This is a genomic window from Paenibacillus xylanexedens (assembly GCF_017874615.1).
Taxonomy (GTDB): Bacteria; Bacillota; Bacilli; order Paenibacillales; family Paenibacillaceae; genus Paenibacillus; species Paenibacillus xylanexedens.
Genome location: NZ_JAGIKV010000018.1, coordinates 30,833 through 54,177, shown reverse-complemented (window position 1 = coordinate 54,177; position 23,345 = coordinate 30,833). Strand labels below are relative to the sequence as shown.

Annotated in this window: 17 protein-coding genes; 13 read left to right on the top strand and 4 right to left on the bottom strand. The window is 49.0% G+C overall.

Annotation, left to right across the window (positions count from 1 at the left end; all coding sequences use genetic code 11):
• Positions 1-42 precede the first annotated feature (42 nt).
• A complete protein-coding gene (locus tag J2Z28_RS21375; RefSeq protein WP_017690870.1) occupies positions 43-417 on the top strand; it encodes a RidA family protein in 375 nt (124 codons plus the stop codon).
• Between the two features lie 112 nt (positions 418-529).
• On the opposite strand, the gene J2Z28_RS21370 is transcribed toward J2Z28_RS21375, so the two are convergent.
• A complete protein-coding gene (locus J2Z28_RS21370; RefSeq protein WP_017690869.1) occupies positions 530-1,288 on the bottom strand; it encodes a tryptophan-rich sensory protein in 759 nt (252 codons plus the stop codon).
• Positions 1,289-1,513: 225 nt separating this feature from the next.
• Here J2Z28_RS21370 and J2Z28_RS21365 point away from each other — a divergent pair, with 225 nt between their 5' ends.
• Entirely contained in the window at positions 1,514-2,479 is a 966-nt protein-coding gene (locus J2Z28_RS21365; RefSeq protein WP_211084205.1) for an arsenic resistance protein, read from the top strand.
• Positions 2,480-2,837: 358 nt separating this feature from the next.
• Here J2Z28_RS21365 and J2Z28_RS21360 read toward each other — a convergent pair whose 3' ends face one another.
• Both J2Z28_RS21360 and J2Z28_RS21355 read right to left on the bottom strand, forming a co-directional pair.
• Positions 2,838-4,466 (bottom strand): response regulator, encoded by a 1,629-nt coding sequence (locus tag J2Z28_RS21360; RefSeq protein ID WP_211084204.1) that lies wholly within the window; start codon positions 4,464-4,466, stop codon positions 2,838-2,840.
• Between the two features lie 5 nt (positions 4,467-4,471).
• Complete coding sequence (locus J2Z28_RS21355; RefSeq protein ID WP_211084203.1) at positions 4,472-6,301, bottom strand: cache domain-containing sensor histidine kinase; 1,830 nt, start codon at positions 6,299-6,301, stop codon at positions 4,472-4,474.
• Between the two features lie 143 nt (positions 6,302-6,444).
• Between J2Z28_RS21355 and J2Z28_RS21350 the strand changes: the two genes are divergently transcribed.
• The 11 genes from J2Z28_RS21350 to J2Z28_RS21300 all read left to right on the top strand — a co-directional run bounded on the left by J2Z28_RS21350 (position 6,445) and on the right by J2Z28_RS21300 (position 21,443).
• Positions 6,445-7,326 carry a carbohydrate ABC transporter permease gene (locus J2Z28_RS21350; protein ID WP_036607341.1) on the top strand — a complete coding sequence of 294 codons (882 nt, stop codon included), beginning with the start codon at positions 6,445-6,447 and terminating at the stop codon, positions 7,324-7,326.
• Positions 7,326-8,162, top strand: a complete 837-nt coding sequence (locus tag J2Z28_RS21345; protein ID WP_211084202.1) for a carbohydrate ABC transporter permease — start codon at positions 7,326-7,328, stop codon at positions 8,160-8,162. Before J2Z28_RS21350 ends, J2Z28_RS21345 begins: the two co-directional genes overlap by 1 nt.
• Before the next feature lie 594 nt (positions 8,163-8,756).
• Positions 8,757-10,055 (top strand): ABC transporter substrate-binding protein, encoded by a 1,299-nt coding sequence (locus tag J2Z28_RS21340; RefSeq protein WP_036607334.1) that lies wholly within the window; start codon positions 8,757-8,759, stop codon positions 10,053-10,055.
• A gap of 489 nt (positions 10,056-10,544) precedes the next feature.
• The gene (locus J2Z28_RS21335) at positions 10,545-11,111 is read left to right on the top strand and encodes a TetR/AcrR family transcriptional regulator (protein ID WP_036607516.1); all 567 of its coding nucleotides are present in this window, start codon (positions 10,545-10,547) and stop codon (positions 11,109-11,111) included.
• Between the two features lie 60 nt (positions 11,112-11,171).
• A complete protein-coding gene (locus J2Z28_RS21330) occupies positions 11,172-13,124 on the top strand; it encodes an alpha/beta fold hydrolase (RefSeq protein ID WP_211084201.1) in 1,953 nt (650 codons plus the stop codon).
• 94 nt (positions 13,125-13,218) lie between these two features.
• Positions 13,219-14,166 carry an aminopeptidase gene (locus J2Z28_RS21325; RefSeq protein ID WP_211084200.1) on the top strand — a complete coding sequence of 316 codons (948 nt, stop codon included), beginning with the start codon at positions 13,219-13,221 and terminating at the stop codon, positions 14,164-14,166.
• A 704-nt stretch (positions 14,167-14,870) separates the two neighbouring features.
• A complete protein-coding gene (locus J2Z28_RS21320) occupies positions 14,871-15,302 on the top strand; it encodes a chemotaxis protein CheW (RefSeq protein WP_211084199.1) in 432 nt (143 codons plus the stop codon).
• Between the two features lie 227 nt (positions 15,303-15,529).
• Entirely contained in the window at positions 15,530-18,733 is a 3,204-nt protein-coding gene (locus J2Z28_RS21315) for a DEAD/DEAH box helicase (protein WP_211084198.1), read from the top strand.
• Between the two features lie 46 nt (positions 18,734-18,779).
• Positions 18,780-19,592: a hypothetical protein gene (locus J2Z28_RS21310; protein WP_211084197.1), complete on the top strand. Its 813-nt coding sequence runs from the start codon at positions 18,780-18,782 to the stop codon at positions 19,590-19,592.
• Between the two features lie 240 nt (positions 19,593-19,832).
• The gene (locus tag J2Z28_RS21305; RefSeq protein WP_211084196.1) at positions 19,833-20,807 is read left to right on the top strand and encodes a M15 family metallopeptidase; all 975 of its coding nucleotides are present in this window, start codon (positions 19,833-19,835) and stop codon (positions 20,805-20,807) included.
• A 234-nt stretch (positions 20,808-21,041) separates the two neighbouring features.
• Positions 21,042-21,443, top strand: a complete 402-nt coding sequence (locus J2Z28_RS21300) for a RidA family protein (protein ID WP_076332718.1) — start codon at positions 21,042-21,044, stop codon at positions 21,441-21,443.
• Between the two features lie 656 nt (positions 21,444-22,099).
• On the opposite strand, the gene J2Z28_RS21295 is transcribed toward J2Z28_RS21300, so the two are convergent.
• Complete coding sequence (locus tag J2Z28_RS21295) at positions 22,100-23,164, bottom strand: copper amine oxidase N-terminal domain-containing protein (RefSeq protein WP_211084195.1); 1,065 nt, start codon at positions 23,162-23,164, stop codon at positions 22,100-22,102.
• Positions 23,165-23,345: the final 181 nt, after the last annotated feature.

Genomic DNA, 23,345 nt, shown 5'->3' with positions numbered 1-23,345 from the left:
CCATGCGGCAGCAGGATAACGAACATGAAGGAGCAGTCGTCCATGAAAAAACCAATCTCTACCGATCAGGCGCCAGGCGCCATTGGTCCATACAGTCAAGCCGTTGATGCAGGCGATTTCATCTACACTTCCGGACAGCTTGGCCTGAATCCTCAAACGGGAGAATTCGGTGCAGATGTACAAGAGCAGACACGTCTGTCCTTGAGCAATGTGAAGGCTATTCTTGAAGCAGCAGGTACAAGTATGGATAAAATCGTGAAAACGACAGTGTTCCTGAAGGACATGAACGATTTTGTTCCTGTGAATGAAGTGTATAGCACGTTCTTTGAACAGCCGTACCCTGCACGAAGTGCAGTAGAAGTTGCTCGTTTGCCAAAAGATGCACTGGTGGAGATTGAAGTTATTGCCCTGAAATAGGACAACCTTCATTCGTTCGGGTATACATAAAAAGCCGATTTCAGGTCGAATGACCAGAATCGGCTTTTTGCATTTTTACGTAATATTTAAGCGCTATATAGAAGGGGGAATTTCAATCGCGATCCTGATTCCGGGCGAAGAACAGCCATACCGCATAGATGGCCAGTACGATTGCAATGATGATTGCCGTATAATATACGGAAGTGACATCCTTTTGTTTAAGTGCGATGGCGATATATGCCCATGTGAATACAAGTGGGTATATGCTATCCCGATAACGGAAACTAACGAGTACAGCTAGCACCATACCGACAATCAGCATAATGATCGTCCAGGTCGGTTCGCTGATACCAAAACCATCCCAGCCTATTTTATATAATAGTACCGCTGCATTGACAATCGTTGCCACGCTAATCCATCCAAGATAGATGCTGAATGGCAGCTTCACAAGCCAGATCTCAGCAGTGGTTGGAACAGTAATGGTACGTGTTTTTACATACAGCATGATCAGGCACAACAGAAGCAGTACAATAATCAGTAAAGCGAGACCGGTCTGCAAGTTTTGAAAAGCAAAAATCCAGGCTACGTTGAAGGCACAACTTGCCAGAAACCAATACCCGAGACGGGTAATCGAATCCCTTTTCCAGGAAGCGGGTACGAACTGATAGATCACAAATCCTGCCAGCAGCAAGTAGATCAGACCCCATATAGAGAAGGCATATCCAGAAGGTGTGAGCAGCACAGGATACATATCCGATACTTCTTTATTGGTCTTGCCCCCGATCGGCAGAGCGTTGGAGAGGTAGTTCACGATAATTACAGCGATAAAACCAATGGCGTTTAACCACTTGTACGGATTGTTACGTGACATTGTGTTTCCTCCTTGGTTTAACGAATGAATGAACCACGGGTCAGTCTACAATGAATATACCCAGTTCTTGCACATTCTAATAACAGCCGCAAAAAATTCACAAGTTGATTTTTCAGATCCTTGTGCTCAGCCGCTATGTTGGAACGGCACTCTGTCCCAATATACGCGAAACGAAGCAGAAATATGTCCATGCCCACGATGTCCCACTAGAAGAGGAGGAAGAGAATGCTCACAAGAGAAACGATGGAGCAACAGCAGACTTGGTTCTATGTAGTTGCACTGTTCGTAGGAGCAGCGATAGGACTAAGCAGCCCGGCATGGGGAAACATGTTGCATTACACCGTGTCTCCGATACTTGCCATTCTGTTATACAGCATGTTCGTACAGATTCCCTTTCTACAGTTAAAAGAGTCCTGGTCCAACCTGCGATTTATGGGCGCGTTACTGGTAGCTAATTTTATCGTTGTACCTGTAGTTGTATGGTTGCTCACACTTGTCTTTCCGCAATCACCAGGCGTTCTGATCGGAGTCTATCTGGTATTGCTAACGCCCTGTATTGATTACGTCATTGTGTTCACGCAACTCGGCAGAGGCAATGAGAAACTGATGCTCGCCGCAACACCTCTTTTATTTGTTATACAAATGATCCTGTTGCCGTTTTATTTATGGCTATTGTTGGGTACCGAGATGGCACAGATCATGCAGGTAGGGCCGTTTGTAGAGGCTTTTCTGTTCCTGATCGTTATTCCACTGCTGCTCGCTGTTGTTACACAAGTTTTCTTCAGAGGTAAAGCGAGCGGGGAGCGGGTCATGAATGCGATGGCATGGCTACAGGTTCCGATGATGGCACTTGCGCTGATCGTGGTTGTCGCTTCCCAGATTGGCAAAGTCTACAATGATATGGCGATTATCGTGAATGTGATCCCGATCTACGTTGCTTTTCTAATCATTATGCCTTGGATATCTCGGATCATTGCCAATGGATTTCGATTGAATCCAAGTGCAGGGCGGGCGTTGATTTTCAGTTCAGCCACACGGAATTCGTTGGTTGTTTTGCCGCTGGCGCTGGCACTCCCTCCAGAATGGGCAACCATAGCTGCAGCAGTCATCGTTACACAGACGATGGTGGAGCTTGCAGGGGAGCTACTCTACATTCGACTTGTACCTGAGGTGATTTTGCGGGATCGTTGAGCGGACTAGGACGTATCTATGTTATGATCTAATATAATTAATAAAACCATTTTTGGTAAATCAAAGGGGGAGATGAGAGTTCTTACTTATCGGAAGATCATGTTCTACCTGGATATTGCACTGGTTCTGTTCATCGTAGTCTTTTTTCCCATAGCAGCTCATACAACGGGAAATAAAGTTTATTATCTCTACCTGGGGATAGCTGTAGCCGCAATCTTTCGGATCGTATTCTATCTTAGAAAAGAAAGAGCCAACAAGTCGTCATGATATAGGCTATTTTCTGTAAAAGTAAAATTCAAAAGAGTACTTCCGATGGGCCATGCCAGGAGTACTCTTTTGAATTCGGATCAGGTACTTGTTACGTACCAGGCTGAAATACTGTTTTACGATATTCCGCTGGCGTGATGCCTTCCATCTTTTTGAACACTTTGCTGAAATACTTCTCATCCTGGAATCCAACCATCTCTGAGATTTTGGCGACTCGCAGAGAAGGATTTTGGAGTAGTAGCTTGGCGTTGTTAATTCGCAGTTTGCCCAGATATTCCGACCAGTTCAGACCAAATTGCTGTTTGAATTTGCGTGAAATATACTCCCGGCTCAGGTAGAAACGCGCGGCAATCTGCTGCAAGGACAGGTCCTCCTGATAATGGGCGTCCATGTAACGCGCAATCTCACTCATGGGATCAGGATTGGCGTGGTGATGAGCGGTGAGCGCCTTTCCTGCGGCAAGCAGTCGTTGTTCCAATAATGAACGAAGGAGGGGGAAGGATAACAGTCCTTCATAGTCCAAAGGTAACTCGGCAAATGGAATAGACCGTTCCTCCGTCACTTCTTCCTCATTGAATGACGAACCTGCCGTATCATCAAGCCAGTGGCTCAGCATCCATTCCAGCTCGTCGATCCATTGCTGGATCTGCTCAGCACTGACAACCTCAAGATCAGTAATCGGGTCAAGCCACTCGGCGACCGCAGCAGCTACACTGGAAGCCCGGCAACTCATTGCTGCCATACGCAGGGGTTCTTCATGGGCGGTTAAACGCCTGATTTTATTCCCATTTGATGATTCCACTGAAGCATGGGTCCGCTGTTTAATTTGCACAGCATTACGTCGCCACAACCTTGAACTTGCTTCCAGATAGGCCGCTGAGATTCCGCCAGGGTAGGACTCACAGATGGAGATACCAAAATGAAGCCGGCGCTGAATCGTCTGCTCCAATCCATGATTGACCTTGTCCAGAATATGTTCCAATGAAGTGGATGGGCCCCAATGCAGCAGAACAATCTCGTCCGGTTGATCCAACTGGCGAAACATTACGCCTTCGTCTGGTGTGGATAACATCTCGGCACAGATATTGAGCACCGAGAACACAAGCAGGTCCGGTTGACTGCGGTATTTCGCCAGACAATCTGCATCCAGATGGGACAGGCTGGTGACAGCGACACTACAGACAGGGATTAGACAGGGGAGATTTAACTCATCCTGCAATCGCTGCATGTGTGATGGGCTGCTGCCTCTTCCGACGGCAAGTTCGGTGAGCAGACGATCCTGGTAGTGGGGGCGCATTCGATTAACGACAATGGATTGTCTGGTGGATTGTATCCGAATGGCGTCTTCCTCTTCCCAAGCTGTAACGGCCTTTAATAGAGAGGCATTCAGCTCATCTGCTTCCACAGGTTTCAGGAGGTAGTCCATGCCACCATGCCTGATTGCATGCCTCACGAGTTCAAAATCGTCATATCCACTAATAACCAGCACCTTGCTGTGGGGGGCATGAGCCGATATCCATTCAAGTAATGCCATACCGTCCTTGCCCGGCATACGCATGTCACTGAGTATGATTTGAGGTTGATGTGCCGTGATGGCGGCGATGGCTTCATCCCCGTCTGCTGCTTCAAGTAATGTATCAATACCAAAGTCTTCCCAATGACCAAGCAACCTTATGGCATCGCGGACATGTTTTTCATCATCTACAAGCAGTGCCTTCATGTTGTTCACTCTCCCGCGTATAGTTTAACCGTGATCTTCACACCATGGGGTTCCCGATTGCTGATCTCAAGTCTGGCAGAGTGACCGGGATGTGAGTTTAATTGAAGTCTGCGCATCACATTTCGTAGACCGATGGACTCGGACTCATCGGATTCTTGCGTGGCTAACCCGGTTGAGGTGTGATTTTGGTGCAGCCATCCCCGGATATCCAGTAATTTATCTTCAGGTATGGAAGGTCCGTTATTATTCAGTTCTATTTCAATCCAACAATCATCGATCCGGCGGCTGGATAGGGAGATGTGGCCTTTGCCTGGCTGAATATCTGCTCCATGTTTGAAATAGTTCTCAATTAAAGGTTGTAACGTCATTCTTGGCATTTCGACAGACAGGGTATCTTCGGCAAAATCCAAATCGACCTCAAGGCGGTCTCCGAACCGCTCCTGTTGCAGTTCCAGATATAAGCGGGCATGCTCCGCCTCTTCGCGTAAGGTCACGCAGGTCTGATCCCGCATGCTGTAGCGCAGCATTTTCGATAGGGAAGAGAGTAGGGTATACGCCCGCTGTCCTTGCTGTTGAAGGGCAAGTGTACCGATGGACTGCAGTGTGTTATACAGAAAATGCGGATGAATCTGCGCTTGCAACGCTTTGAGTTGATTCGTTTTATTGGCGATTTCGAGTCGATATTCCCGCAAAATTAGGTTATTTACCGTATCCATCATATCCCGGAAATGACGAGCGAGTACCCCGAATTCATCTCGGCTGGATAGATGGATATCCACATGCAGACGCCCGGCTTGAATCTGGTTCATATACCGCATGAGTTGCTTGAGTGGACCGGTGATTCGGATGGAGATGAACAAGGTTGCAACAATGACCAATACAAGTGCCGCAATGGCAATCATCGCATTATTCCATGTAAGTGTGGTGGCTCTGGCATATAACGTCTCATTCGGGATCTGTTTGACGATGGTCCAGTCGGCGTATGTGCTGCCAAGTTGTTGGTATACATACATGGATCGATCCTGTTCAAAATGCCCTGCGACATTCTGGGCTGTACCTTCGCTAGATCGCGCGATATTCAGTTCACTAGCGGTTTCCTCTCGTAGTGCATCCGTATGATTGACCTCGGAACGTCCTTGGTAAATGATCTGATTCTGACCATCCACCACATAGATCTGTTCCTTAGCCGGATCATACAGCCTGCCACAGATTGCTGCAATGGTATTCATATTCAAGTCAATGGCGAGTACACCCAGACGCTCGGTGGACGGAATATCCTTGATCACCCGATGCAGGGTAATGACCGTTCTGGCAGGGTCATCGGGGGAGGCGGCCTTGAATCCGTACGTGTGACTCATATGTGCCGATTCCACCCAGATGTCCGGGCTGTCACCGCCTGTTTTTCCATGGAGCGAGCCGGAATAGGCCTGTTTGCGTTCCTCCCGCTTCGGAAAGGGATTTGTAATTAAGGTGGATTGATTGGCGGCAAAAGAGTGCAAATACAGCTGGAATACATCCGGCACAGCCGCGCGGATGGTCTGCAAAGTGGTATACACCTCGGCAACCGCACGATAATCACCAGGAATTTTTGCTAAGTTACGCAGAAAGTTCGGGTCGTTATACACAGCGAGCGACGCTCTGGCCACGTTATCCACATAATTGTTGAGATTGGTGGACGCTTGGTAGATCAGGCGTTTGTTTTCTTCAACAGCCTGTTCACGCAAGGCCGTCTTGGTCTGGATAAACGTCATGCTGATCGATGCGAGCAGCGGAAGGGTGGTAGCGATGAGCATAAAGGCAATCAATTTGGTACGTATACTGTAGTATTTGGACATCGGAACACCCCTTCTGGTTGCAGGTTAAGAGAGGACAATATTTTACCCCCAACTGTTCACAAGGGTCGGTGTTTCCCTCGGTGATAATGGGGTTTAATAGAAAAAGAGACCAATTTCATCCATCTATAGAAGGGGAGAACGATATGAAGCATCGCAAATCTTCACAGCTGTTACAGCAGCTTGTGTTCGTGGGTCCCTCCATCGTGTTTTTTATTCTCATCATCGTGGTCCCTTTCCTGCTTGGCATGGTGTATTCCTTCACGGATTGGAACGGGGTATCGGAGAATATTAATTGGGTAGGGTTTGATAACTTCGTGCATGTTTTTGCGAATGATCCCAAGTTCCAAACGGCGTTTTGGTTTACGGTGCGCTTCACCGTGGTTGGTGTAGTACTGACCAATGTGATTGGCTTTTTCCTGGCGTATTTCCTGACCAAACCGCTCAAGACGAGAAACATTCTGCGTACGATCTTTTTTATGCCTAACGTGATCGGTGGGTTGTTGCTCGGCTTTATCTGGCAGTTCATATTTGTGAAAGGGTTTTCAGCAGTAGGCGATGTAACCGGCTGGTCCTTCTTCAACCTTCCTTGGCTGGGAGACGAACCAACCGCCTTCTGGGGAATCGTGATTGTGTTTGTATGGCAGACCGCAGGATATCTGATGGTCATCTACATCTCATCTCTTACAAATGTATCCCCTGATTTGCTGGAAGCCGCCGAGATTGATGGCGCAAGTCGCTGGCAGGTACTGCGGAGCATCATTCTTCCGCTCATTATGCCGGGTGTAACGATCTGTTTGTTCCTGGCGATCTCCTGGTCGTTCAAAATGTTCGATCTCAATCTGTCACTGACCAAAGGTGGACCGTTCGGATCAACAGAGTCGGTTGCACTTAATATTTACAATGAAGCCTTTGTGAATAACAGATATGGCATCGGAACCGCCAAAGCACTCGTGTTCTTCGTAATCGTTGCCATCATCACCATGATTCAGGTACGTCTGACGAAGAGCAAGGAGGTAGAAGCCTAATGGAGACGACGAAAAATTACCGCTTCAGTACCATTTTAACCGAGATTGTCATGGTACTCCTTGGACTTTTATTCCTGGTTCCGTTCTACTTCCTGTTCGTGAATTCGGTCAAAACCTTCGGTGATCTGCTCACCAATTCGGCTGCATGGCCGGAAGTGTTTCAGTGGGGCAATTATGCGAACGCCTGGGAGAAAATTAACTTCCCGTCTGCGCTGATGAACTCGCTTATCGTTACGGTAGTCAGCAATCTGTTGCTTGTGCTGATCAGTTCCATGGCCGCGTACCGAATGGTCCGTAGCAATACCCGGTTCAACCGGATTTTGTTCGGCATGTTCATTGCCGCCATGGTGATTCCGTTCCAGTCTATCATGATTCCACTTGTTACTGTAACCAGTAATCTGGGATTGATCGATAGCCTTGGCGGACTCATCATCTGTTATCTCGGTTTCGGGGCACCCATGTCTGTCTTCCTGTTCCACGGATTCGTAAAATCCGTCCCACTGGAGATTGAGGAAGCGGCCCGAGTGGATGGAAGCTCTGCCTACGGGGTGTTCTTCCGGATCGTATTTCCACTCATGAAACCGATGTATGTAACCGTCATCATTCTGAACACACTCTGGATCTGGAATGATTATCTTCTCCCATCCCTGATCCTGCAAAGCTCCAACCTGCGTACGATCCCGATTGCGACCTTTGCACTCTTCGGACAATATACGAAGCAATGGGATCTGGCTTTGCCGGCACTTGTGCTCGGTATTATGCCGATAATTATCTTCTTCCTGCTGATGCAGAAGTACATCATTCAGGGGATTACGGCTGGATCAGTTAAAGGGTAAGGGTTGCGAGGGAAGGGTCGCTGTGGTGCGAGTGCGAGGGAAGGGTCGCTGGCGGGCTCAAGTTGCGCTTTCGGTCGCTGTTGCTCCTCGGTGGCCTGAATGTATTGGGGCAAGGAAGCCACCGAGGTTCAAAGGCGAACGCTCCGCTCCTACATCGCATCCTTGATCCCTTTGCTCCTACCTCGCATGGAGGTGTGCAAAGGGAGTCATGCCCGCATAGCTTGGGCATGACTCCTAGGGAAGTTCGATAGCCTGGACATTCCTTCTAGGAGAAAAGATATACTCGGATCAAAGCTAACGAATCCACCGCATCTTAATAGGTGGATAATCAAGGAATACAAATTGTAACGAATCTCTGCAACGTTATTCGGTTACAAAACAGCGTCAGAGGCTTAAAATTCGACCAAATCGACGAAATAACGTCGCTGTGATTCGTTAGTATGGGAACCTGTGCAAATAGGTGCGAATAACGTGGGCTCGGTTCGTTAGAATGAAAATACACTTCAAGGGAAGGTTATCCTGTCATCGGAGTGCCAGTGTAAATATGCATTAGTGGAACTGTTATAATGAAACTACTATAGGGAGAGTGTATGTATGAAAAGAATGACAAAGTTGACGTTGCTTATGCTGATTGCTTTTTCGGTAATGCTCGCGGGTTGTGGCAATGGAGACAAGAGTGGCAGTCCGGTCAACACGGATGCTCAAGGTGGTGGCGAGGCTGCTGCTGGAGATAAAACCATTAAAATCTTCCAATTCAAAGTCGAAATCGCAGAAGCGCTCAATCGTCTCAAAGCGGAATATGAATCCTCCCATCCAGGCGTCAAACTGGACATTCAAACTGTAGGTGGCGGCAGTGACTACGGTGCTGCACTGAAAGCCAAGTTTGCCGCTGGCGAACAACCGGACATTTTCAACGTAGGTGGTTATCGTGAATTGGATACATGGCTTGAATATCTGGAAGATCTGTCTGGAGAATCATGGGCCAAGGATGCACTCGAAGTAGCCAAAGAGCCAATGACCAAAGACGGCAAGCTCTACGGACAGCCGCTCGCGCTGGAGGGTTATGGTTTCATTTATAACAAAGACCTCTTCCAAAAAGCAGGTATTACCGAAATTCCAACAACACTGGAACAATTGGATCAAGCGGCACAGAAACTTCAGGCCGCAGGCATTACCCCATTCTCTAACGGGTATCAGGAGTGGTGGGTGCTGGGCAATCATAACGTAAACGTGGCATTTGCAAATCAGGCAGATCCGGTGAAATTCATCCAAGGACTCAACGAAAGCACGGAGAAAATTCCTGGCAACCAAGTGTTCGCCGACTGGATCAACTTGCTAGACTTAACGCTGAAATATAGCAACAAAAACCCGCTGACAACCGACTACAACACGCAAGTTACGTTGTTTGCGAGTGGAGAAGCGGCGATGATGCAACAAGGAAACTGGACTCAAGTACAGATCGATGGAATCGATCCGGATCTGAATCTGGGTATCCTGCCGATGCCAATTAATAATGAACCTAATGACAAATTGTTTGTCGGCGTGCCGAACTATTGGGTTGTGAACAAGAACTCTCAAGTGAAACCGGAAGCAAAAGAGTTTTTGGAGTGGCTCGTAACTTCGGATATCGGGAAACAATACATGACGAAAGAGTTCAAATTCATCCCGGCTTTCAGTTCCATCACGGCATCCGAAGAGGATCTGGGTGACCTCGCCACAGAGATCATGAAGTATAGCCAGGAAAATAAAACACTCAGCTGGAACTTCAACCGTTTCCCTGAAGGGGTTCCACAAGAGTATGGCAGCACAATTCAGGCTTACGTTGCAGGCAAATCGGATAAAGCCGGATTGCTCGACGCATTGCAACAGAACTGGGATAGTCTGAAAAAGTAAACCGGATCATGGACGGTATACTATCTGGTCATATTGATTAAAAAGGATGATCCGACCGAAGCTTCAATTTAGGGTGGTTATCCACATTAACTAGTATCCACAGGTTACCAAAGAAAAATTAGTCTATCGGATATATAAGTTAATTGAAACGGGCCAACCAGAAATCTTATTCTGGTGGGCCTGTTTTTGTTTTTCCGAGGAGCCAATAACGCTCTCTGAAAAGTTCCAAAGTTGGTAATATCCCTGAAATGTGGATAACCCAAAAGTAGTTTAACGATCTCATGACGTATTTAACACAGAGTTAATACTATATGTGGATATCCTGTGTGTATAACACTCTAAATGTGGACAAGTATGGAGTAGTTGGAGTGGGAGGTCCTCTTTTGTTAACAGAAATACTTGTTTTCAACTGATTAGTACTGTATAGTACTAAGTATGACAAATTCAAAAATGAATACGGGACCCGCCAAATCCAAGAGTTCCAATCCGGTGAACCGGACCAAGGCAGTTGAAGTGGCGGCACAATTATTTCTGCGTCAGGGGTACAGCTACGTCAGCATGGATGAAGTCGTGCGAGTGAGTGGGGTATCCAAGTCGAATATTTATTATCATTTTAAAAACAAGGAGGAGCTGCTCCAGGCCGTGGTACAATACTGGATTGCCCAGTATGAGTCGGAGCTGTATCTGCTGCTCAGTCAGCGTGAGCGAGGAGTGGAGGAGCGTATCTACTCATTCATGGCATTGTTGTCGGCAGGCATTGAGGGCCGAAATTACGAAGGGAGCTGTCCTTTTGTTACGTTATATATGCAGACACCGGACAGTGCACCCCAAGTGAAGGAAAGCATATCCAGATTCTTTCGTGAGCTTAGACCTATGGTGGAGAAGTTGTTTCAGCAAGGTTTGGATCGCGGTGAATTTCGCAAAGAAATCGAACCGGGGCCGGCTGCGTTGTTGTTTATTGCAGCATTGGAAGGTTCACTAATCCTAGCGGGAACTGCCCGTGATGTAGGGATTATAGAACAATCGGCGCGCACGTTTTGTCAGATGCTTCGTTAATCGAAGCTCTTTTTTTGAATATAACTAGTACTATATAGTACTAAAAGGAGCCGTAACAGAATGAATGTACATACAACAAACATAAATCAGGTAATACGCAAGTCTGATATTGCAGCCACGACCATTTTTATGACAGGAAGCACAGGTTTTATCGGCAAAGAAACGGTCAAACAACTCACGCAGGGAGACGCACCATTGCTCTTGCTGGTTCGTTCGGAACAGCGAGCCAGAACTGTGCTGAAGGCTTATGGAGTGAAGGATTTTGACCGAATTACCTTTATTACAGGTGATTTGTCCATGTCGGGTCTTGGCCTTACCGCAGCGGATCGGGAGCGTGCTCTTGCAGCGAATGTGATCATTCATGCGGGTGGAACGATGGACGTCACTTTGGAACGAAAAGTAGCCGAGCAGATATTCATGAACGGGGCCAGAGAAGTGGCACAGCTAGCGCAGGAAATCCACCGTACTCATGGATTGAGACACTTTATCCACGTTGTTGGTTATATGAGTCCTTATGGAGAACGGAATGAACAGGGGAATTATCTACAGGTTGAGCATGTGGATAACAATGAAAGTGCGTATGAAGAGATGAAGTTCCATGCCGATCTTCATATTCGCGAGCATGCTGAACAGCATCACTATCCCTTATCCGTTGTAAATCCGAGTACAGTGGTTGGGCCACGTCCCACCGGTGAAACTGAGCAAACGGGTGGGATTGGACTGCTCATTCAGGCGATTCAGAAAGGACTTATGCCGGTAGTACCGGGAGGTTCATCCTATTGGTTACCGCTTGTGGAGAATGACATTGTTGCACAGACGCTTGTTTTTCTATCCAGGGAAGCTGCTCCAGTCGGAGGAACTTATCCACTGTTGGCGCGGAAGGAAGACAGTCCCAATATGAAGGAACTGCTGCAACTCTTGGCGCAGCAATTGGACGTACCCAAGCCCAAAGGGGCTGTGCCACTACCATGGATTCAATGGATCATGAGATCAGGTGGTTCACGCATCAGTGGTGTTCCAGCGGAGTCGGTCGCTTTTATTACCAACAGGTCATTCCCGGTTGAAGAGACGGAGGCTCTGTTCACTCGTATGGGGCAATCCTGGCCGGACATCCGGGAACAGCTTCCGCTGGTTACAGCCGATCTGGACTATCGTCTTCGGTATACGCCGTTACCTGAGGGTTTTCCGACAGATTATATTCGGTCGCGGAGCGGAAATATGGCTATGCTTGGTTGGGAGGGTGAGGGAGAGCCTTGGATTATTGTACATGGTTTGCTTCAATCTGCAGATGAGATGTTACCGTTAGGAAAACAGCTTAGGGACCGGACCGGGAACCCGGTATGGTTAATCGATCTAGCTGGATTCGGACGGTCCCCGGTGCATCAGGGAGATGAAGCGTTTGAAGGTCAGGTGGATGCACTGCTTACGGCTCTTGGTGAGTTTGAAGGTCCGGTGAAGCTTGTTGGTCATTCGATCGGGGCTGCTATTGCAGCTGCGGCACAGATGCGTAGCGGGCGGACAGACATTCGGCTGGGGTTGCTCCAGCCAGTTGCCAACAATTCGAATCCGAATGTGCTGAGATGGGTTTCCCGTTTGCCAAGAGGGGTGATGCGCTCCCTGCTGCGTGGCAGATCGGAGAAAAGTTGGAATCAAATGTTCAGCTCACATAGCGGCGTAGGCGACAGCAGTGTTATGGCCGATACCATGGGCAAGAGAATACGCTCGAGTCTACAATCCCCTCGCATTGCAGGAGCACATGCAGACTTGTTGCGCTGGATCCATTCGGGTCAGAGGAAAGGCGCCAGATCAACGTTGTGGGCGAAAATGGAAAGTCAGCATTATGCCAAGAATGTATTAGTTGTATGGGCCAATCAAGATCAGGAATATCACTATCCCCAGGATATGAACTCACAGGTCAAACGGATAGATGTACCCTATGGACATTACTTTCCGACGTTTCAGTATAAGGAAACAGCTGCAATCCTCTCCGAATGGGCCGATACCTTGAGGTGAGTTCAGGTTTGGACATGCAGGAATCCCGTGCCAATTGTCGAAAGGGTCAAGTCGAGTTGTGAAGAGCTGAAACCAAGACAGGAGAGATAAATGTATGAGCAAGCAACGTGTGGAAATCAGTAAAAATGTGCTAATCGAGTGTCTGGGACTGCGCAGCGGAGAGAATCTGGTGGTTGTTGCAGACGATATGAAACGGGATTTGGCTGAATCCATCTATGAGGCAGGAAAAGCACTTGGTGCTGAGTCGGTCCTGTTAATCATGGAGAAACGCAGCAGATCTGGAGAAGAGCCACCGGCGCCGATTGCAGAAGCAATGATTCGAGCAGATGTAGCCGTGTGTGTAACGAAATATTCATTAACACATACCCAGGCACGCAAACAAGCCGCTGCTTCAGGGACCCGAGTGGCAACCATGCCTGGTATGACAGAGGATATGTTTGTGAACGGAGCCATTACAGCTGAATATTCGCAAGTAAAGGCGTTGACCGAGAAGGTAACGGCTCTATTAACCGCAGGTCGCCATGTGCGAATAGAGAAGCAGGGCCATAGTCTTTCCTTTTCCATTGAAGATCGTAACGGTGTACCAAGCACAGGTATGTATTTGAACCCCGGTGAATCGGGCAACTTGCCGTCAGGAGAAGCTTATATTGCTCCGGTTGAGGGCACGGGCGAGGGTAGTATTGTTGTAGATGGATCCGTAGCTGGAATTGGGGCACTCCGTGAACCGATGTTATTAACCGTTAAGGAAGGACGATTGGTGTCAGCTGAAGGACCAGATGGGGCTCAATTACTCACAACACTTGGCGAAGGCGATGGTCGCTTTCTCGGCGAATTCGGTATCGGTACCAATAACAAGGCGCGAATCACGGGTGTGGTGCTGGAAGATGAGAAGGTGTACGGCACAATTCATGTGGCCTTTGGCAGCAATAACACATTTGGTGGAACGATTGCCGCAGGTGTTCATATTGATGCAGTTGTACAAAAGCCGGACGTGTACATCGATGACAAGCTGATCATGCGTCAGGGTGAATTGGTCGAATAACTACAGCGAAGGAAATTGGGCATGTCCACAACGTGTCCACAGTAATGGATAACTGGAGCGGAAATTAAGATTTTACGTCAGATTTACAAACAAATACACAACATGTCCACATTAAATTAATGAATATCCACATGAAACGCCAAAGATATCCACAGCATGTGTGCAATATGTGCACAACTTATCCACAAATCAGGTATAACTCGTGTTTTCATGTGATAAAACAGTCGTTTTGGAGTAATTAAACAAGTTATCCACAGGAATAACGCTTTTTTGTTCCAAGTATTTGAAAACATAGAAACAGATCCATAATATATGGGGATAAAAAAGACCAAAAATCGGCATAAAGCTGATCTTTGGTCTTTTTTTTGAATATAATTTTTCAATCCGATGTCAGGTTACTTACGCTCAATATTAAAACGACTAACTTCCACCACCCTCCACAGCAGGGCAAATGAGCAGAGCAGAGACAGCAACCGTAATGCAGCGTCTGTTGAAGTTGGCAAAATTGATCTGAAGCCTAAACATTTGATCAAAAATAACCGATACACCAAAGTAACATCTAATGGGACGAAAGTACCTGTGGTGACTTGGTGAATGCGAACCACAAGCAGGTCATTTAGCCAAATAAAGTGCTCTTCATGTGGTTTTGTTTTTATATTTTATAATGATCTGAATTTACGGAATGAGAGGATATGGGGATAACTATGGACGAGGGAATGCAATATATTAATTTTTCGGTAGGAGACCAGATCTTTGCACTACGAATTGATGAAGTTCATGAGATCATCAGAATGATACAGGTAACAACAGTTCCATTTGGAAGCCCGGAGATCCGAGGTTTTGCTTCGCTGTACGGTAAGGTCGTTTCGGTGGTGAGTCTTCGTGTATTGTTAGGCATGCCAGACCAGGAGGATACCTCTTCTACACGTATTATTGTGGTGCCTTACAAAGGTGGATTTGTACCGCTGATCGTAGATATGGTCGATTCTGTCGTAAGTTACGATCGTTTCGAGGAACCAGCTGAGGAACACCGTCGTTTCATGCTTGGCGTTTTTGACAAAATCGGGTTCTGTGAAGATCATCGTGCAGGTATTTTGAACCTCGATGTATTACTGGGCAGCTTGATCAGATCATAGGAGTATAACGATCCGTAATTCTTTCAATATTCAGTATTATCCTTCGGTTGACCCAAATGTTCCTCATCCGCTTTTCGGGAGAAGGGACATTTTTTTGTGCCGCTAGGGCGTTTTCAGACACGCCCTAACCATCGGAATAACCACTTTTTATGGGCAAAGGTTTTTAAATCCGGTCATTTTCGTATATGATGGAGAGTAACAATGCGAAGGGATGACGGGAGACTTTAATGATGCAATCGCTGTATGGAGTATGGCTTGGTGACGTATTTTTTTGTTTTTCCGGTGAAACATCGGAACCACGTGTGGATGCATGGAGCCACGTGGTGAGAAGGTTGAATTTTGGCGACGGGGGTCGTCTGTTTCAGCCTGCCGCTCTGCGTCTTGCGGAGTTGCGCTGGCCGAATCCGCTGAGGAACACGGCTGAAGCGAAGAACACGAAGCGGCGTCAACTGCTGGGACGCACATTGGAAGGATTGGCAGTCTCGCCTAAGGATGCCTTCAGGCTGCTGCTGCAATGGGATGACCGTTTGTTAAATGCAGCTGGAATTCAGGTTGGAGAAGAGATGCGTTACTGGATCAAGGCGGCGCAGTTCACACAGGAGCTGCTGTTGCGGGGAGCAATTGCTCCATCGGCTGAATTCGCAGCAAAGACCGGAGCACGGCGACGGACCGGGCAAGAGACATTAACAGGCGTATGGCGGCCACGTTTGCAGCAGGAGGAGGACATTGTACGCTTCCGCGATCTTGCTGAAGCAATGCCTCCGATTGGATTGGCTGCTCCTGGAGCTTATGCTTCATTGGAACCGGAAACGCGTGAAGAAGCAGGGGCTGCGGTATTATTTTCATTCATGAGTGGCATGATTCATGCTGTAGTGACAAGTGAACTGGAGAGCATGGACAGTGAACTGTCCCGTTACCGCACGCCATATCGACGCGGATCTTCGCCAGTAGCCGAACTCTGGTGGAATAGTCTGATCTCAATGTTCCGTCCTGTGACGGTGCAAGGGCCGACGGACGATATGACAGCGTTTATTCATACGCTGCAAGAAGTTGGTGGAACGTCGATGCCGATCGTGGGAGCAGAAGAGTTGGCGCCTGCTGAAGGCCAATTGAAGCTGGTGCTCCGCTTGGAGCCGCCGCTGGGCGAACATGAAACGATCTGGGGGATCAGCTTTTGGGCGGACAGTGAGCAGGAACCAAGCTTGAGGTTGCCTGCACGGACGGTCTGGGCACATCCAGAGCGAGATCTGGACCGAGGGAAGGTGTTATATACCTCGGCGGCAGAGCAATTATTGATGGCACTCGGGCAAGCAGCAGAAATGGCACCTGAACTGGAGACGGCGCTGCTTATCGCTCGTCCGGAGGAAATTAAGCTGGAGCAGCAGGGTTTCTTTGAGTTTCTCACGCATGCGGTTCCACGTTTGCAGAAGGCCGGGATAACCGTTCTTATGCCTTCAAGGTGGAGTCGAGCCGGGAAACGTCGTGCGGGACTGCGTCTGCAGATGTTGAATCGGGGAACAGAGCGGTTGCCTGGAGCCACATCGGCACTGGGCATGGAACAATTGGTTGCTTTCAAAGCGGAGCCTATGCTGGATGGTAAACCGGTCACGGCGGAGGAACTGGCAGCATTGGCTGAATCCACAGTTCCGTATGTTATGTTCCGTGGTGAATGGATTGAAGTGGATACAAAAGAGATTCGCCAAGTCCTGCGTTATATGAAAAAAGAAGAAGAACAATATATGCCTCTCTCCGAATGGCTGCATCTGGCAGCGGATGAAGGGGAGGATTCCGCATGGAAGGGCCTCTCCGTCTTTGGTGCCGAATCTGATGGGATGCTTGCTTTCCTGCTCGATGGACAGGTGCTTCGCAGCATTGAGCCTCGGCAGGTTCCGGCAGAATTGCATGGTGAACTCAGACCTTATCAGGAACGAGGTTACCAATGGTTATCCGCGATGCGTGAGCTGGGCTTTGGCGTATGTCTCGCGGACGATATGGGACTTGGGAAGACGATTCAGGTAATTACCTGTCTGCTGGACCGCAAACACGAGGAACGCCAGGCAGCCGAAGAGGAAGCCCGTGAGAATGAGCTGTTGAATGGATCAGATCATTCTTTCCCGGCGGATCAGCACACGAATGAGCAGCCTGTTCATCTGCCTGCACTTATTGTGTGTCCTACCTCGCTGCTTGGAAACTGGCAGCGTGAGCTGAAGCGGTTTGCCCCGGATCTGTCGCTGTATATTCATCATGGCGGACAACGGCTGCACGGGAACGAATTCCAGGCAGAAGCGCAGACGCATGACATTGTACTGACGACCTATCATCTGGCAGGCAGAGATGGACCGGATCTGGCTTCGTTGCACTGGTCCACCATTGTGCTGGATGAGGCACAATATATTAAGAACTACCGTACCAAGCAAGCGCAAAGTGTGATGCGTCTGTCTACACTTCATCGTATTGCGATGACAGGAACGCCTGTAGAGAACCGATTGAGCGAACTCTGGTCCATTTTTCAGTTCCTCAATCCGGGGTATCTGGGCACCGCTTCATCGTTCCGTCAGCGTTATACGGGACTGGGACCATCTGAAGAAAATGCAGCATCATTGCGTGAGCTTCATCGTTTGGTATCTCCATTCATGCTGCGCAGGCTGAAAAGTGATCCGGATATTCGCAAGGATCTGCCAGAGAAGCTTGAACTGAAATCGTATTGTTCTCTAACCCCGGAGCAGACGGTGTTGTATCAACGTGTGGTGGACGATCTGATGGGTGGTCTGGATGGCAGAAATGGCATCGCCCGTAAGGGAATTGTTCTGTCCTCTCTGACCAAGCTCAAGCAGATCTGTGACCATCCGGTGCTGGCGGACAGCACTCGGAAAGACCATGGCAAGGCTGAGGCATCCGGTAAGATGGAGCGTTTGCTTGAACTGCTGGACGCCATCCGTGATAACGGGGAATCTGCCCTGATCTTCACGCAGTATGTTGCCATGGGAGATCTGTTAGTGTCGAGGTTGAAACAGCGATACGAGGAAGAACCTTATTTCCTGCATGGCGGTGTATCGAAGTCGCAAAGAGACGATATGGTGGAGACTTTCCAAAAAGGAGAGGGACCATCCATGTTTGTTCTATCTCTTCGTGCTGGAGGTGTAGGTCTGAATCTGACACGCGCGAGTCACGTGGTTCACTATGATCGGTGGTGGAATCCCGCGGTCGAGAACCAGGCGACGGACCGTGTATTCCGAATTGGGCAGAATCGCAACGTGCAGGTGCACAAGCTGATCTGTCAGGGAACACTGGAGGAACGGATTGATGAACTGATTGAGAGCAAGAAGGCACTCTCCGAGCAGGTCGTTGGTTCGGGTGAGAATTGGCTTACCGAGATGTCGGATGATGAGCTGCGTGGCCTGATTTCTCTTCAGGGTGAGACGTGGCTGTGACCTTGAACTTTCAGAGGAATATAGATGTGGAGAAAGGGGGATTATTGTGAGCGAAAAATGGAAGATCGAGCTGCATATGTCCCCCGGTGGATGGACAGCAGAAGTAAATACAGCAGCGGATGCGGACCAGGAAGTTTCCGTTTCCGCTTCCGCTGTTGAGGGCAAGACCGGATCGGCCGCAGGCATGTTCACGGTCACGGGAACGCCCGCCCGACTGAGCGAAGCCCAGCGCGAGGCTGTACTGGCTCAGCTGCGCAAGCGCCCGCTGACGCTGTACGCCCTGCTGCGCGGCGGCCCGGCGCCCGAGGAGCTCGCCGGGCTGCTGCCGGCTACGCAAGCGCCCGAGGGTTCGCCAGGCGCAGCAACGGCCAGCGCGGCCGTGGCATGCACCTGCGGCCACCCGGGCTGCGCGCATGCCGCGGCCGCTGAGCGCGCCGTAGCTGCGCGCCTCGCGGCCGAGCCGCTGCTGCAGCTGGCGCACGCCGGCCTGCCGCGCGAAGCGCTGCTCGCCGGCGTGCTGGGGGCATGGGCGGAGGAACTCGCCCATGATCCCAGCGGCCCCGGCCGCGCAGCGGAAACGGCTGGCCGCCCGCAGGTGCGGGGCGGCGAAGGCGGCGCAGCCGTCGGCGAGTGGATCGCCGAGGCCGCCGCGGACGGCGCCATGCACCAGCCGGGGCCGGGCTTTGGCGCCGTTGAGGTGCGCCTCGCGCCGCCGGGCAAGCCGCCGGCCTTGCCGGAGCTGACGGCGCTGCTGCCGGGCGTGCCGGCCACCGCAGGGCTGGATCTGATCCGCGAGCGTGTAGCCGCGCGGATGTGGCAGGCTGTCCAGAAGAAGACGGACAGCCCGGCAACCAAATGATGCATCCATCAGAGCGGGGGAGATCTCAGATCACCCCTGCTTGTTTTTATTGCATCATGTTGCTCTAAAAGTCCAAAAAACGTTCATACAGGCTGTACAGCCCGTATATGTTCATTCGGATCTCTTCTAAAGGAGGTCTTTACCGGTGGAGCTTCGCTCCCAATTAAGGTATACTGTCGCAGGGAACATTGCACGCAGAGAACTATATAACATTTATATTATTGCGATAGGAGTTTTTACATGAAATCAACTACAGGAAGACAGCGCCGTATGGTGGTTATGCTGTCCTCATTGATGATATGCGGAGCTTTGCTTACCGCGTGCCAGAACGGTTCAGGCACAGAGGAGAGCCAGAATCCGAATGGAACAGGTAACACACAACAGGAGACGGACGGCACAACGGTTCATTTTACGGAGGATAAAGGAACGGACGGCGACAATGCTGGCGGGGAGGACACATCATCTTCTGGCAACAGCGGTGAAGGCACGAATAGCGAGTCTGGGAATGCTTCAGCGGGCGAAGGGCAGGGCTCTTCAGACAATGGGAATGGCGCGACAGCGGAAGATCCATTGCTGGAGAAACGCAGTATCAGCGCACTGCAAACGACGATTGATGCACAATCTGTGGTGACCAATGAGGAGTCTATGACCGTCATTGTGAACAAGCAACGGAGTCTGCCTGACGGGTACGAGCCGGACGATCTGGTAGAGCCGAATGTACCGTTTTCTTTCGACGAACCACACGAGAAGCGGCATATGCGCAAGGAAGCTGCGGAGGCACTGGAGAAGTTGTTTGCAGGTGCAAAGGCGGATGGCATTGAGCTTCGTGCGGTATCCGGTTATCGTTCATATCAGCGTCAGGTATCCATCTATAACAATAATGTCAAAACCAAAGGTCAAGAATACACAGATCGCGTGAGCTCTGTGCCGGGCCGAAGCGAACATCAGACGGGTCTTGCCATTGATGTATCCAGCCCGAGTGTGGGCAATGTGCTGGAAGAGGTATTTGGCACATCGAAGGAAGGCCAGTGGTTGGCTGAACACGCTGCAGAATATGGATATGTCATCCGTTATCTGCAAGGTGAAGAAGATACCACAGGTTACGTCTATGAGCCTTGGCATATCCGGTACATCGGTACAGATTTGGCACCGGATGTGGCGAAGAGTGGGTTAACTCTGGAAGAATACTTTGATGAGGCTAATATCAAGTTGTAATTTGGATGTTTCATCCTTAAAGAAAAAGAAAAGATACTAATTCTCATAAATCCTCGAATGAACCGTCCTTGATCTAACCAATGGGCAGTCATTCAGGGGATTTTTTTCTGTGCAAAAATGTTAATGGAGTTAAGATAGAATTAAACTTGATTCCATTGTCCGAGATGATGGGGGACTGATATAATTCATGTTTAATCTGAAGAGACAAATACAACCAAAGCGAGGGACGAGAGAATGAGCAGACAGCAGGTATTTACGGGCTCCCCATGGGAACCATTGGTGGGATATTGCCGTGCCATCCGTGTAGGGAACCGAATTGAAGTGGCGGGTACAACCGCGATGCAAGATGGTGTAGTTGTTGGGGCAGGTGATCCGTATGCACAGACAAGGTTCGTTTTGCAGACGATTGAAAATGCATTAAAAGAGTTGGGTGCTGACATGTCGCATGTGGTGAGAACCCGGATGTTTGTGACCGATATCTCCAGATGGGAGGAAGTTGGCAAGGCGCACGGTGAATTTTTTGGACAGATCCAGCCTGTAGCCACCATGGTTGAAGTTAGCGCACTCATTGATCCCTTGTTGATGGTTGAGATTGAAGTGGAAGCGATTGTTGAAGATGAAACCCAAGCTGGTTGATCTGGCGAATGGTCTGAGGATTTTCTAAGGAACACAGGACGTCTTATTTGGCCCTCAGGTCCTCTTTTTAAAATGTAAGGAACATCAGACACTTTATTTCCCGAATTCCTCTGATAAAAATGCTATAAACAGCTATTTAGTCAAATTAGCGTGCCTGAGATTCCTTAGATTTCTGCGGGTGCTTCAAATCCTTGAATAAGATGCCTCAGATTCCTTAGCGTTAACTCCGCTTGCTCTTACATTCAGTATGCAACGTATTTCGTATGCAGCGAACATCGCACGTGTCTGCTCCGGACAAGTTTCAGGTACGCTTCAGTTTGAAGCAGTTTGTAGACACACTCTAAAAAACCAGAACCAGAACCAGAACCAGAACCAGAACCAAAACCAAAACAAACCAAAAACTAAAAACCTCCAAAAAAAACCTTACCCGTGCTTGTCAGAAGACAAGCGGATAAGGTTTTTTTGAATTGACTTCGCCGCCTGGCCGCACGGCTGAGCTCTTGATGCGCCAAACTCATGACACCGTGCGGCAGGAGCTACATGCGGATGGCTGGTCATTATGATGCTCCACACTCATGACCCCGTGCTAAGCGATGCACGCGGTCGTCTGCAACAACATATAACATGTGTTTCAGCCAGACGTTTTTCTAACCGTATTATTTCCCTTCCAGCTCTGCTGCAGGTGTTTCAACAACCACTTTCCAAGCTGTTCCGATTGGAGGCAGGCTGCGTGTCAGCATAGGGCTGTAGAACCCAATGACTTTAGCGCCTTTGGTCAGTTCTTCAGCTTTCACTGTTTCTCCTTCGTGGTTCACGATCAGCGTGTCTTTAGCGATGTTCAGCACGACATGGTCAGGAGCCGTCTCAGTTAACCGTGTACCTGTAATCTCAATCTGTGAGATGCTGCCTTCAGCTGATGTTACATTTTCAATCGTACCCGCTGTCCCCAGAACGTCTTTTAATTGTGATTCCGCAGCGTCATCCAGTACAGTGACTGTATAGGTCGGCGTTTGTGGTGGCAGACTGCGGGTGGTGATCAGGGAATGCTCAGCTTCCACGTTCATGCCAATGGCCAGATCAGTCAGTGCAATCTCTTTCCCCTCAACTGAGATGAATTTCGTCTCATCGCTCAGATTGAGCACAATACCATCCGTACCTGCACCGCCAATCTGGATGGACTTATATTTATCTTGGTTCGAGATTCTGGTAATTACACCACGTTCAGTAACCGTCTTCACGTCCTCTTCACTGGAGATAGTCACCTGATTTCCTGTTGTGTTCACTTGTCCATGCAGTGCTTTCTCAGCAAAAGAAGCCGGTACATACAATTTGCCGCCTGTGATTTCGGGCGCTGTACCCAGCGTGAGCGACATTTTATTCACGGAATATTGATCCTTGCCTGTGATTACCTGCGTCCAGAGAGCACCACGAGTCAGCTCTGCAGTTTTAGTTTCTTTATTCCATTCAAGTTCAATACCCAGTGCGTCGGTAAGATCACGCAGCGGGATCATGGCTACTTTGCCATCCTTGTTCCAATATCCATCAGAGATGGCTGCACCATTCACGGATACGTTTACTACACTCGCTGCGTTACTATCTGCTGAAACGGATGTTTGATGGACTGGTTGTGTGTTGTCCAGTGTTGCTGCATAAGCGGCTCCACCACCCAATGCCATGGATAGGGCCATCAGTGCACTTACTTTTTTCATGTTGTTGTTCATCAATATTCATCCCTTCTAATCTGTGTACTGACGCGGTAAAATCTTCCTTAGGGCCGCGCTTCAAGTTAATAGACGGGACAAATCGTCTAAGTGTTGCAGTTGAAATGCAATGAATGTAAGCGGTAGGTTAGCTTAAATTAGAAATATCGCTTGTATTGCAGGTTATCCGCAGCAGGATCAG